Source organism: Pantoea sp. B623, assembly GCF_024814475.1.
Lineage (GTDB): Bacteria > Pseudomonadota > Gammaproteobacteria > Enterobacterales > Enterobacteriaceae > Pantoea > Pantoea ananatis.
This window is the reverse complement of the sequence record NZ_JANUXM010000004.1, coordinates 3,171,535-3,184,230: the sequence shown is the minus strand read 5'-3', so window position 1 is coordinate 3,184,230 and position 12,696 is coordinate 3,171,535. Positions and strand designations below refer to the sequence as shown.

The 12,696-nt window shown below is 54.4% G+C and carries 11 protein-coding genes; 2 read left to right on the top strand and 9 right to left on the bottom strand.

What is annotated here, in order from left to right:
- Positions 1 to 21: 21 nt before the first annotated feature.
- The 7 genes from deoC to NXS97_RS16655 form a co-directional block, all read right to left on the bottom strand.
- Positions 22 to 801, bottom strand: a complete 780-nt coding sequence (gene deoC / locus NXS97_RS16685) for a deoxyribose-phosphate aldolase (RefSeq protein ID WP_014605066.1) — start codon at positions 799 to 801, stop codon at positions 22 to 24.
- 229 nt (positions 802 to 1,030) lie between these two features.
- Positions 1,031 to 1,804 carry a TatD family hydrolase gene (locus NXS97_RS16680; protein WP_112900434.1) on the bottom strand — a complete coding sequence of 258 codons (774 nt, stop codon included), beginning with the start codon at positions 1,802 to 1,804 and terminating at the stop codon, positions 1,031 to 1,033.
- Positions 1,801 to 2,850, bottom strand: a complete 1,050-nt coding sequence (locus NXS97_RS16675) for a patatin family protein (protein ID WP_014605064.1) — start codon at positions 2,848 to 2,850, stop codon at positions 1,801 to 1,803. The genes NXS97_RS16680 and NXS97_RS16675 overlap by 4 nt, the downstream gene beginning before the upstream one ends.
- Before the next feature lie 239 nt (positions 2,851 to 3,089).
- Positions 3,090 to 3,251 carry a DUF1328 domain-containing protein gene (locus NXS97_RS16670; RefSeq protein WP_003848537.1) on the bottom strand — a complete coding sequence of 54 codons (162 nt, stop codon included), beginning with the start codon at positions 3,249 to 3,251 and terminating at the stop codon, positions 3,090 to 3,092.
- A gap of 99 nt (positions 3,252 to 3,350) precedes the next feature.
- A complete protein-coding gene (gene osmY / locus NXS97_RS16665; protein ID WP_014605063.1) occupies positions 3,351 to 3,965 on the bottom strand; it encodes a molecular chaperone OsmY in 615 nt (204 codons plus the stop codon).
- A gap of 255 nt (positions 3,966 to 4,220) precedes the next feature.
- Positions 4,221 to 5,807, bottom strand: coding sequence for a peptide chain release factor 3 (gene prfC, locus NXS97_RS16660; protein WP_072139058.1), 1,587 nt, complete (start codon positions 5,805 to 5,807; stop codon positions 4,221 to 4,223).
- Between the two features lie 345 nt (positions 5,808 to 6,152).
- Positions 6,153 to 6,752 carry a pentapeptide repeat-containing protein gene (locus tag NXS97_RS16655; protein WP_014605062.1) on the bottom strand — a complete coding sequence of 200 codons (600 nt, stop codon included), beginning with the start codon at positions 6,750 to 6,752 and terminating at the stop codon, positions 6,153 to 6,155.
- A 414-nt stretch (positions 6,753 to 7,166) separates the two neighbouring features.
- Between NXS97_RS16655 and ftnA the strand changes: the two genes are divergently transcribed.
- Positions 7,167 to 7,673, top strand: coding sequence for a non-heme ferritin (gene ftnA / locus NXS97_RS16650; RefSeq protein ID WP_013027178.1), 507 nt, complete (start codon positions 7,167 to 7,169; stop codon positions 7,671 to 7,673).
- 49 nt (positions 7,674 to 7,722) lie between these two features.
- Here ftnA and NXS97_RS16645 read toward each other — a convergent pair whose 3' ends face one another.
- Together NXS97_RS16645 and NXS97_RS16640 are read right to left on the bottom strand one after the other, a co-directional pair.
- Complete coding sequence (locus tag NXS97_RS16645; RefSeq protein WP_015699527.1) at positions 7,723 to 10,086, bottom strand: TIM-barrel domain-containing protein; 2,364 nt, start codon at positions 10,084 to 10,086, stop codon at positions 7,723 to 7,725.
- Positions 10,087 to 10,096: 10 nt separating this feature from the next.
- Positions 10,097 to 11,407, bottom strand: a complete 1,311-nt coding sequence (locus tag NXS97_RS16640; RefSeq protein ID WP_013027180.1) for an MFS transporter — start codon at positions 11,405 to 11,407, stop codon at positions 10,097 to 10,099.
- 220 nt (positions 11,408 to 11,627) lie between these two features.
- On the opposite strand from NXS97_RS16640, the gene NXS97_RS16635 reads away from it, so the two are divergent.
- A complete protein-coding gene (locus NXS97_RS16635; protein ID WP_105088603.1) occupies positions 11,628 to 12,692 on the top strand; it encodes a LacI family DNA-binding transcriptional regulator in 1,065 nt (354 codons plus the stop codon).
- The last annotated feature ends 4 nt before the right edge of the window (positions 12,693 to 12,696 follow it).

Below are 12,696 nucleotides of genomic sequence, written 5' to 3'. Positions count from 1 at the left end.
GTAAGATGCCGCCCGGAGATATCAGTAGCCTGACTGACGGGTATCGCTGCTGTGTCCAAGGGTGTTCAGCAGGTTTGCCAGCAGGCTGGAAGCGCCAAAACGGAAGTGCCGTGCGTCAGCCCAGTCGGCACCCAGCGTATCTTCAGCCAGTTGCAGATAGATGGCGGCATCTTCAGCGGTACGCACGCCGCCAGCCGGTTTAAAGCCAACCTGCGCTTTCACACCTTTATCGCGGATCACGCTCATCATGATCTGTGCCACTTCGGGCGTTGCATTCACGGGCACTTTACCGGTTGAGGTTTTGATAAAGTCCGCTCCGGCATCAATGGCAATTTCAGAGGCCTGACGGATCAGCGCTTCCTGCTTCAGCTCACCGGTTTCAATAATCACTTTCAGCAGTACATCCGCTTCCGCACAGGCTGTTTTGCAGGCTTTAACCAGATCAAAGCCCACCTGAGTATTGCCAGCCATCAGCGCGCGATAAGGGAAAACCACGTCCACTTCGTCAGCACCGTAGGCGATAGCGGCACGGGTTTCAGCCAGTGCGATCTCGATGTCGTCATTGCCGTGGGGGAAGTTGGTGACGGTGGCAATACGCACGTCCGGCGTGCCCTGCTCACGCAGCGTTTTGCGAGCAATGGGAATAAAACGCGGATAAATGCAGATGGCGGCGGTATTGCCCACCGGGGATTTCGCCTGGTGACAGAGTGCGATCACTTTCTCATCGGTGTCATCTTCATTCAGGGTGGTTAAATCCATCAGTTTCAGCGCGCGTAGAGCCTGCTGTTTGATATCAGTCATAACAATCTCCAGGACAAGGGGTGAATTATTATCCACCCGTATGTGATAATAATAACAATTCGGAGCCGGTGAATATGTGCCATTCGTCACATCGAAATATGAAACAACTGCAATATTTCAAATTAAAGTTGATTCAGTCACGAAATCAGGCGAAGTGAAGCCCATATAAGCCCACGACGGGAATGTTACTATTATAACATTTTGTGAGAAAAAGGGTAAACGGGCGACATCAGGAAAGGCGAAAAAGTCTGTGGCTGTTGTGCCATAGCGCATCGGCAATGACCTCTGGCGCTTCTTCACGCAGCTCACACAGCACCTGCCACACCTGAAAAGCGCGCTCTGGTCGATTGGGCTGGCCCTGAAAACCGTTCAGCGGCATATCGGGGGCATCCGTTTCCAGCAACAAGGATGAAAGCGGTAACTGTGCGATGGTCTGTCGGGTTTTACTGGCGCGCGGATAGGTAATGGTGCCGCCTACGCCAATCGCATAGCCAAGTTTGATAAAAGCCTGGGCCTGCTGCAGGCTACCGGCAAAACCATGAACCACGCCACGGCGCGAGAGATCGTGACGGCGCAGATGCAGCGCCAGCTGATCGTGCGTTCGACGCGAGTGCAGGATCACCGGCAGATCGTAACGTTTAGCCAGCTTCAGCTGCGCATCCAGAAAATGTTTCTGCTTGTCGAACTGCGGCTCGTCCCGATAAAGATCCAGGCCGATCTCACCTAACGCTACCAGCTTAGCGGGCGGCTTTATCAACCGGGCTTCCAGCTCGCTAAGATGCGATTCCTGATGATGTTCAATAACAATCGGATGCAGCCCCAGCGCAGCATAAAGGGCGGGATGCGCGTGAGCCAGCTGGCAGACCGTTGCAAAGCGTCCCGCGTCTACCGAGGGCACGATAATTTTTTCAACGCCGGACTGGGCGGCCCGGGCAAGACTTTCCACCGCCTGCCCGACGAAGGGCGGAAAATCAAAGTGGCAATGGGTATCCACAAACCTCATGCCAGCGAGCCTTCATTCCAGGCGTCGTCATTGCCCGCCAGCGGCGTAACGATCGCCCCACTGTTGGGTTCATTCGCCACCGGCGCGGCAGGCGTGACAATATCCAGCCCCGTTTGCGGCTCGGCATCGCTCAGCCACTGGCCCAGCGTGGCCATAAAATAGCGGCCACAGCGGCGTCCCAGGTGGTAATCCTGGTTAAGCGAGGCGATCCGGCTGCCTAACGCGTTACTGGCCAGCACGCGCGGTGGGAAAATTTCAATGATGCGTAAATCCCCTGGCGGTGACTCAATAAACTGCTGCGTTTCCCGATAGGTCTGCTCATGATGATGCAGGATAGTGAGCATCGGCTGCAGCGCACCGCCGCTGAACCAGCGTTCCATACGCGTTATCCAGCGTGGCGTATCGAACATCTGAGAGGGCACGGTACGGATCACCACGATCGTATCTGCGCCACGTTTGGCCGCCTCACGCACGGGTATAGCATCACTGACACCACCGTCCAGATAGCTGATGCCTTCCAGATCCACTCCCAGGCGATAAAAGCCCGGAATCGCACTGGAAGCTTTAATAATTTCCAGCCAGTTATCACTGGTGGGCGCAAAATAACTGGGCGCATAGTCATCACTGCGGCAGGCACACATATAGAATTCGCGCCCGCTGGAAAACAGGGTTTCGGCACTGCTCATCGCCAGGGGGAATTCGCTTCGGGTGATGTCGATTAACCAGTCGAGATCGATAAGATTGCCGCCGCGTAAGAAACGCAGCGGATCGAAAAACTGCTTACTGGTCGTATAGCGGGTGATCACCCGGCGCGCGTAGCCCGGCTGCGCGCAGACAAAGGCGGACAGATTCTGTGCCCCGGCCGACGTGCCAAGCAAAAGCTGGAAAGGGTTGAATTTAGCCCGCTGAAACTCATCTAATACGCCGGCGGTGAAGATGCCGCGTTGACCGCCACCCTCGCACACTAAGGCGATTTTCCTGGCTTTAAAAGGTGTGAGAGCAAGGGGTTCAATCGCCCCAAGCGTCACGGGAATACGTATACCCAATGTACCGACCTCAGATTGGGTTCCCGATAGGCAAATGTAGGGAATGCAGGGATTAGAATTGTGAAAGGATACTAGCACGGAGAACCAGCTACGTTGTCCATAAATTGTGCTATTGGCGTTGCGCCGTTTAACACATCGTTGCGAATATGAAGCATCCTTTGCCTCACAATAACATTCGCACAAATAACTGGTCTCCGTTTGATGCTGACTACGCCAGCATCAAACAGTCTGGGTCATCGCTATAGCTTTTTACGGCCAGTGAACAAGCTGATGAGGAACAGAATAATACCCACCACGAATACGACTTTAGCTGCCCAGGCTGCGGTACCGGCAAGGCCACCAAAACCTAATGCAGCAGCGATCAGTGCGATCACCAGAAAAATAATGCCCCAACGAAACATAAGCCTCTCCTTAACCATTTTAATATTGAACTGCTTGTTTCATCCCACGATGGGTATTTTTATCAGTGCGGCTTCCGGAAGAAGCCGCACCGGGTCGTGTTAAGACTTGACCTTCAGGTCATTTTTAACACTTTTTACGCCTTCGATAGCTTTAGCGATGCTTTCGGCACGGTCAGACTGTGCCTGATTCGCCACTTCACCTGAAAGCTGAACCACACCGTCGGTGGTTTCCACTTTCACGTTACGTGAAGGAACCATGTCATCTGCTAATAGCTTAGCTTTAATTTCGCTGGTTGTGGCAGCGTCACCGGCATAACCTTTCATTGACTGTTTTTTCGCGTCTTTCACGTGCAGCTTGTCGCTGACTGATTTAACGCCTTCAACTTTTTTCACCACGGCCACGGCTTTCTCAGCCTGGTCTTGTGAGGTCACGAAGCCGCTCAGGGTAACAACGCCCTGATGGGTTTTGACAGAAATGTCGGTGCTTTTGATGGAGTCGTCATCAACCAGGGCCGCTTTTGCTTTAGCCGTCACGGCGCTGTCATCCATAAAGCCGCCCACTTTCTTCATTGAGCTGTCAATTTTTGCACCAGCGCTGTCAGCCGTTTGTGAGGCTTTCTGAGACGCGGATTCCTCTGCAAATGCGCTTCCGCTCAGCAGAGCAGTACCGATCATCGCAGCCATCAATGTTTTAGTAATCTTAGTTGTGTGCATCGATATCATCCTTCTATCTGTTAACTCGCCCAAAACTGTGGGCGCAAGAGCAGCAAACAGTGCTGCTGCGGCACTGGACGCGGGGAGAATAAGTCTCTTAAACCGTCCGATGAAATAATCATAGTCGGGATTTAGAGTTTTGCTCGGGTAACTGGTTGATCGTGCGTCAAAAGAGAGGAAAAGGCGCGTTTTAGGAGGGTTCTGTATCCGTTGAAACAGGGCCATTCCGTGCTGGAATGGCCCTGAAAGCACGAATTAGTGCTCGCGGGTTTTACGGAATGTCACATCAGGATAGCGTTCCTGAGTAATATTCAGATTCACCATGGTGGGAGCGATATAGGTCAGGTTATCACCGCCATCCAGCGCGAGGTTCACCTCATTTTTACGCTGGAAATCTTCGAACTTTTTGGCATCGCTGCACTCGACCCAACGTGCCGTAGAAACGTTAATCGCCTCATAGATGGCTTCAACGTTGTATTCGCTTTTCAGACGCGCGACGACCACGTCAAACTGCAGGACACCAACAGCTCCTACAATCAGGTCGTTATTGTGAACCGGACGGAACACCTGAACCGCGCCCTCTTCCGACAGCTGGACCAGCCCTTTCAGCAGTTGCTTTTGCTTCAGCGGATCGCGCAGGCGAATACGGCGGAACAGTTCTGGCGCGAAGTTCGGAATACCGGTGAACTTCATGTTCTCACCCTGGGTAAAGGTGTCGCCGATCTGAATCGTGCCGTGGTTGTGCAAGCCGATGATATCGCCCGGATAGGCTTCTTCTACGTGCGAACGGTCGCCCGCCATAAAGGTTAACGCATCAGAAATCACGACGTCTTTGCCAGTGCGCACCTGGCGCAGCTTCATGCCTTTTTCGTAACGGCCTGATACCACGCGCATAAACGCCACGCGGTCACGGTGCTTGGGATCCATGTTAGCCTGAATCTTGAACACGAAACCGGTAAATTTCTCTTCTTTTGCCTCAACCTGGCGGGTATCGGTCTGGCGCGGCATGGGGCGCGGCGCCCACTCCACAAGGCCATCCAGCATATGATCAACGCCAAAGTTACCCAGCGCAGTACCAAAGAACACCGGAGAGAGTTGACCGCTAAGGAAAGCCTCTTTTTCGAATTCGTGCGAGGCGCCCTGCACCAGCTCCAGCTCTTCACGCAGCTGTGCGGCCAGCTCTTCGCCGACGGCCGCGTCGAGGTCCAGGTTGTTCAGGCCTTTAACGATGCGCACTTCCTGGATGGTGTGCCCTTTACCGGTCTGATAGAGATAAGTTTCATCGTTATAAAGGTGATAAACCCCTTTAAACAACTTACCGCAGCCTATTGGCCAGGTGATGGGCGCACAGGCGATTTTTAACTCGCTTTCCACTTCATCCAGCAGTTCCATCGGATCGCGGATGTCACGGTCGAGTTTGTTCATAAAGGTCAGGATCGGCGTATCGCGCAGGCGCGTCACTTCCATCAGCTTACGGGTACGATCTTCAACGCCTTTCGCTGCGTCGATCACCATCAGGCAGCAGTCAACGGCGGTCAGCGTACGATAGGTATCTTCAGAGAAGTCTTCGTGCCCCGGCGTATCCAGCAGGTTTACCAGGCTGTCACGATAGGGAAACTGCATAACTGACGTCGTGATTGAAATACCACGCTGCTTTTCCATCTCCATCCAGTCAGACTTCGCATGCTGGTTGGAGCCGCGGCCTTTTACCGTACCGGCGGTCTGGATCGCCTGTCCGAACAGCAGGACTTTTTCGGTAATTGTGGTTTTACCGGCATCCGGGTGCGAGATAATCGCGAAGGTGCGGCGGCGTGCCACCTCTTCTAAAAAGGGATTAGACATGAGTGAATTCTTCTCAACGTAGCCACGCGCTAACAGGCGCGGCAGATAAATCACGGTGGCCGGCAGAACCTTACCGGCGGATAAACGGTGCCAAATGCGACTTTATGTCGTCGCGGGGTGAGCGCAAAGTTACATTGGCGTGCTTCCGGTTACCTGGTCAACTTTAAGGCGGCATAGCATACAATATTTTGTGCTATTGGCCTACAGCGTACGGAAGAGAAAGTGGCGTCAGTCAGAAACGGCAGGCCGCCGCGCCGGTAGTACGTCAGGGTGGCCAGGCGTTACCCCGAACGAAACCTGCCCCATAAAGCGTATTCGCGGGGGCTGCTACTCCTCAGGCCTCGACTAATCGACGAGTTCGATGCCCAGACTTTCCAGCAAACAAACCGCTTCCAGGCGAGAAAATTTGGCTTTATCGACCGTGTTATGGAAGATATTGATGGCGTAATTCCAGGATTCTGTGAGATCTGCGCCACGTAGCACGGTGTGATTGAATAAACTGCCCGTCAGGTCCGATTCGGTGAGCGTTGCGCCGGTTAAATCGCACTCCCTGAAATCCACCTCTGTCAGTTTGCATGCCTCCATTTTTAAGCCCTGCAACCGCAGCCCAAAAAAAGAGCCGCTGGCCAGAATACATTTCTGAAAATGCAGTTCGTGGTCCAGATAAAAATCGGGCCAGTAGGCTGTCGTCCAGTCAATGCCGGTCAGCTTGCACTCATTGAAGTGAACGCCAAAGAAGCGGCTATTGGATGGGTTCAGCAGGCTCATATTGCAGTGATTAAACACACAGTTGATGAACTTGCAGGCCGAAAACACCGCAGAGGTAAAGTTGGCGTTATTGAATTCGCAGTCTTCAAAATGCGTTTCAGCGATCGTCAGACCGGTGAAATCTTCTTTTGAAAACTGGACGTCGTAAAATTCAGCATGGCTTTTGACAGATTGCATATTCACCCTGAGGGTTAACGGTGGCATTTCACGAAAAGTTTATGCGATTTCTTCGCGATGAACCCGCATAAGATTCACCTTCACGCCTTGCCTCACAAATCTCTGGTCAGGCATTTCTTGCGCATGCGCTGCAGCCGGTTCATCGCCGGGTCACCCTTGCCTTCCTGCCAGGCCGCATCCAGCCTGACCTGCCGGTAAAGGAAGCCGCACGGAAGCCAGGCGCACCGGCTTACGGAGTGACAACTGGCGACCCGAAAAGCTGACCACAATGATAATCGCTCGCATTCAATAGTTGAAATAATTCTTTTTAAATCAACCAGATAAATTGCAAATTTTTCAATAAAAGGCTTCCCATTCGTTACCAGCCTGTTGCATAATTCACCACTAATTTATTAACACTCAAAGGACGCGGCCATGCTGACTGCTGAAATGACTGGACGTTTAAACGACCAGCTGAACCTCGAATTTTTCTCCGCCAATCTCTATTTACAAATGAGTGCGTGGTGCAGCGATAAAGGCTATGAGGGCGCAGCGTCCTTCCTGAAAATGCATTCGCGTGAAGAGATGGAACACATGCAGCGCCTGTTCGACTATCTGAGCGATACCGGTGCTATGCCGGTGCTGGGCAGCATTGCTGCACCGCCCGTTGCCTACAATTCACTGAATGAAGTGCTGATTCAGGCGCTGGATCACGAGAAGCTGATTACCAGTAAAATCAATGAACTGGCGCACTCAGCGATGACAACGCAGGACTATTCAACCTTCAACTTCCTGCAGTGGTATGTTGCAGAACAGCATGAAGAAGAGAAGCTGTTTAAAACCGTGCTGGATAAACTGGCGATGGTTGGCGATAGCGGTAACGGTCTGTTCCTGGTCGATAAAGACCTTGGACGCATGAGCACCGAAACCCACTCCGCCTAAAATAAACCGGCCCACGCAGGTGGGCCGGTAGTGTGATTTGCGCTCTGGGTTACGCCAGTCGGTAACAGGTTGTCATTTCCCCGTTGACCCACAACGGACGCTTCTCGCCCGGCGGTAAGCTAATCGCCATATCACGCCACGCTGGCTGATAATCTCCCCGCTTTTCAATGCTCAGCTCCAACCGTGACGCGCTGCTGGTTAACGTCCAGCTCAGCCAAAGCGCATTGCCCTTCTGCCAGCCATGCGTTTCTCCGTCGTCGTCAAACAGTTCGCCGGAGGTGGTCGCATTGCCCGGCGCAGGCCACAGCTGCAGTTCCCGTACGTTATCACGCTGCGCATCGGTGGTACTTTCACACTCTCCCAGTGGAATTGCAGCACCGGCACGGATCAGTAACGGCAGACGATCCAGCGGCGCATCCAGCATTACCGACTGGCCCCCCGCCAGCCAGCTACCGCTGTGCCAGTCATACCAGCCGTGGGCGTTATCTGGCAGATAGACCTGGCGCTGACGGGCGCCCTGCTCAACCACGCTTGCCACCAGCAAATCTCGCCCCAGCATGAAATCATCGCACTCGTCATAGGTGCGCGGATCGTGCTCGTGATCGAGGAAGGTTGGCCGCAGCATTGGCTCATCCTGCTCGCTGGCCTGCCAGGCCAGCGTATACAGATACGGCATCAGGCGATAACGCAGGCGAATAGCCTCACGAATCATTGATGTGGCTTCCGGATACATCCAGGGCTCGTTGACGGTGTGATCGTCATTCCATGAATGAATAGTAAAACGGGGATGCATCACGCCATTCTGTACCCAGCGCACAAACAGCTCCGCATCCGGTTTATCGCCGGCAAACCCGCCCACATCGTGCCCGACGTTAAACAGGCCCGACAGACTCATTCCCAACCCCATACGGATGTTGTAGCGCAGGGTTTGCCAGTTTGTCCGGTTATCCCCGCTCCACGTCTGCACATAGCGCTGCATGCCTGCGCAGCCTGAACGGGAAATCAGGTACGGCCTTTTTTCCGGGGCAAAGCGCTGCTGAGCCTCCATCGAGGCGCGCATCATCAGCAGCGGCATCACCGGTCGGATGTGCTTAATCGCAATGGGTTGGCCAAAGCCATAGCAGCGTGCTTCGCCGTCCCAGACTTCATATTCGTTATTATCGTTCCAGGTCGAATCGATCCCTTTTTTCAGCAACTGCTCAGTGACGTTTTGCTGCCACCACGCCACCGTTTGGGGATGGGTGAAATCCAGATGCGAGCCTTCATCATCCCAGAATACGGAACGCTCAGGCCGATCCTGTTCCGAATCGCGGATAAACAGCCCCTGATCCGCCACTTCTTTATAACGTGGATGATCCTGTAACAGGCAAGGCTTGATGTTGGCCGCCAGCTTCATCCCGGCCTGATGGAAAGCGGCGCTCATGGCATTGGGATTCGGCACCTTGTCATAGTTCCAGTTGAACACGTAGCGCTTGTTATTGATGGAGGTGTAGCCCGACGACAGTTGAAACGAATCGCAGGGAATCTCATGCTCGCGGCACAGTTGAATAAAGGACAGGAGCTGTTGCTGCGCATCAGGCGCATCCGTGTAGTGCATTGTGGAGCCGCTGTAGCCCAGGCTCCACTTCGGTTGAAAGAGCGTCCGGCCGGTGAGGCGAACAAACGCCTTGGTCACCTCCAGCAGCGTCGGGCCCAGCATCATGTAGTAATCCAGATCGCCCGCCTCTGCGCGGTAACGGCGATAAGGCAGATGATAATTATCTAACTCATTCCCCAGGTCCAGCCAGCTGCTGGTGAGGTTATCGTAAAACAGCCCGAAGCTGACGCCGTCACGCTGGGTCAGCGTGAAAGGAATATGTTTGTAGAGCGGATCGGTACTGGCAGCGTTATAGCCCATCGCATCCAGATTGCGCATTTCGAAACGGCGATTGACCCGGTTGAGATCGCCGCTCTTTTCACCCAGGCCGTAAACCCGGTCCTGCGGCTGACGACGCTGATAATGTTCCACGCCATCGCCATGCATGTTCAGCAGGTAAGCCCCGGTATGGCGATCGACCGCCAGCGGCTGCCAGTCGGTGCCGTCAAAATGTTCCCAACTGAGGCAAAGGGGATAATGCACGGTAACCCGCAGTCGATCCGTGGCCAGACGGATTTGTTGCGCCTCCTGTTGCAGGGTAAAGGCGGGCAGCGTAAAACCTTCCAGCGATTCGCGGTCGCGCCCCTCCCAAGGCACATCCTCCTGCGGGGCAATGCTCCAGGTGCGGTTCAGCGCCAGTTCCCCGTCGCGTTTCAGCAGCACGCGCATCAGGCCGTTTTCTAATACGTAAATCCGTAAAAAGTGACGCTGCTCGACTTTCAGTTCGACAAAATGCGGCGTTTGTTGATGTAGCGTCCATGTCTTAAGTGTTTTCATGAGATTACCCTCACTGTTTAGCAGTACGTTGGCGGCGTTCGGCAATAAACATCACCAGAAAAACCGCGCCAATCAGATCAAAAAAGCCCATGGCAATAAACAAGGGATTGAAGCCAATGGTGTCGGCGGTAACGCCGATAATCAGTGAAAAAATAAAGCTGGCTATCCAGGCGCAGGACCCGCGCATGCCGTTGACCGTCGCCATCTGGCGGCGATCAAAACGCTCAACCACCAGCGCGCTCAACATGCAGGAAATCACCTGGTGGCCGAAACCGCCGATGGAGATCAGGGCAATGGCAAGATAGGGATCTTTAACCAGCGTCATCAGTGCCAGCGAGATCATCAGCGCGGCCCCGGTGACGGAACTGGCGACGATGGAGTTCACGCGGGAGCAGCCAAACCAGCGCACGTAGAGTTTTGTCAGGTAACCGCTGGCGACGCTGCCGAAGTCAGCGGCCAGGAACGGCAGCCAGGCGAACATCACGATCTGCTTCAGATCCATGCCGCGTTCATTGGCCAGGTAGAGCGGCACCCAGAAGCTCAGGACCGCCCAGGCGGGCTCGGCTAAAAAAGCCGGAATAGCGATTCCGTAAAACTTCTTCTCTTTCCCAATCACTTTCATCGCAGTGAAAAACGGCAGCTTTTCGCCGATGACTTCGTTGTCCTGGGTAATAAACGCCCGCTCCTCATCCGAGAGGCGCGGATGGCGTTCAGGCGAGTGATAGCCCCACCACCAGAGCGCCACCCAGATCAAACCCAGCCCGCCGGTGAGCAGGAATGCGCCCTGCCAGCCAAACGAGATATGCGCGATATAAATAATGGGCGGAGCCAGCATCGCGCCGACGGAAAAGCCAACGCCCGCCCAGCCTGCCGCTACCGGCCGCTCCTTTTTCGGAAACCACTCCCCAATGGCCTTGGCATTCGCGGGCGTGGCTGCCGCCTCTGATGCACCCATCACAAAACGTAACAGCGCCAGATGCAGCCAGCTTCCTGCCCCGGCGTGCAGCAGACAGGTGACAGACCAGATAACGGCGCAGATCAAAAAGCCCACTTTCAAACCGATAACATCGATTAACCAGCCGCACACAGGCTGAAACAGCGTATAGGCCAGTTGGAAAGCCGCCACGACCCAGGAATACTGCTCCGTGGTCATATTCAGAGTGCTTTTCAGTTCCGGTGCCAGAATCCCCAGTGAGTTACGGGTGATGTAATTCACCGTGACGCCCAGCAGGAACATGCCCAGCATCCACCAGCGCAAATTTTTAATCATCCGCAGCGGGCGCGACGACGCGTGAGTGCGGGTGGTCGAGTCGAGACTCATGATGAAACTCCTGTAGCCAGTGATTGACGCGTTGCCGCGCAGCGAGCCTGTTTATCTGATCCGACCTTAAAAAAGCCGAAAACGTGGGTACAGCCCATTTTTTGCAACCCTTTTCATGGCACTATCGGGAAATAATAAAAATGCCCTTGCAGACCAGCAGGGACACGATTCAGCACCTTATGAAAATTTTTTCATTTGCAGATTTGAGGGCGATCACAGAATGAAGCAAAGCTTAAAAGTGAGCGAAATTGCCGCCCTGAGCGGCGTGTCGATCAGCACGGTTTCGCGCGTCCTTGCCGGGAAAGCCAATATTCGCGCCGCCACGCGCGAGAAAGTGTTACGCATCGCCCAACAGCAAGGCGTACTGGATAATCTTCAGCATGGTCGGCTGTTGCTTAATGACCTGATGGTATTTGCGCCACCGCGGGCATTCGATATCCGCACGGATATCTTTTATTACAAGGTGATCCAGGGGATCAGCGAAGCCGTTAAACCGCACGATGTGCGGTTGCGCTACTGCCCGCTGGAAGAAGTGGAAAGTGATGCCGCGCTGTTTATCGACAAGATGCAGCAGACGGAAGCCGCGCTGTTGATCGGTATCGACGATGAACACATTCATCAGTTGGCGGCCGAAATGAACAAACCCTGCGTGCTGATCAACGCCCGCGACCGCCGAATGCGCCTGCCCTCGGTGTCGCCGGATCATCAGCTTATTGGCGAGTTTTCCGCGCGCTATCTGTTTGAACAGGGCCATCGGCAAATTCTGTCGCTGCACTGCCTTCGGCGTTACACCATGGAGCAGCGGCTTCAGGGTGTACGCGATGCCTGGCATGCCATGAATCTGCGCTTCGACAGCCGCCAGCACCTGATTACGCTCAACAGTTTTAGCAGCAGCGAAGCCAGCGCCTGTCTGGGCGACTATTTGCGTCGCTGCCCGCAGGCGCAGCGCCCTACGGCGATTCTGGCGAGTGGCGATTATATTGCCGCCGGAACGGTGCAGGCGTTACAGCAAGCAGGCCTGCGGGTGCCGGAAGATGTGTCCGTGATGAGCATGGATGGTTTCAACCTGGCCACCGTGCAGGAGATCCCGTTAACCTCGGTTCAGGTTCCGCGAGACGAGCTGGGCGAGGCCGCCGTCAAAATGCTTCAGGCGCTGCGTTTAGATCCAAACCTGCCGCCCGGTAATCTGCTGCTGAACGGCAAGCTGGTGGTACGCGACTCGGTACGCCGCATCCGGGATAATCCGGGTCATGCGCCGGTGCAGCAGCACGGGCTTTACAGCTAATGCG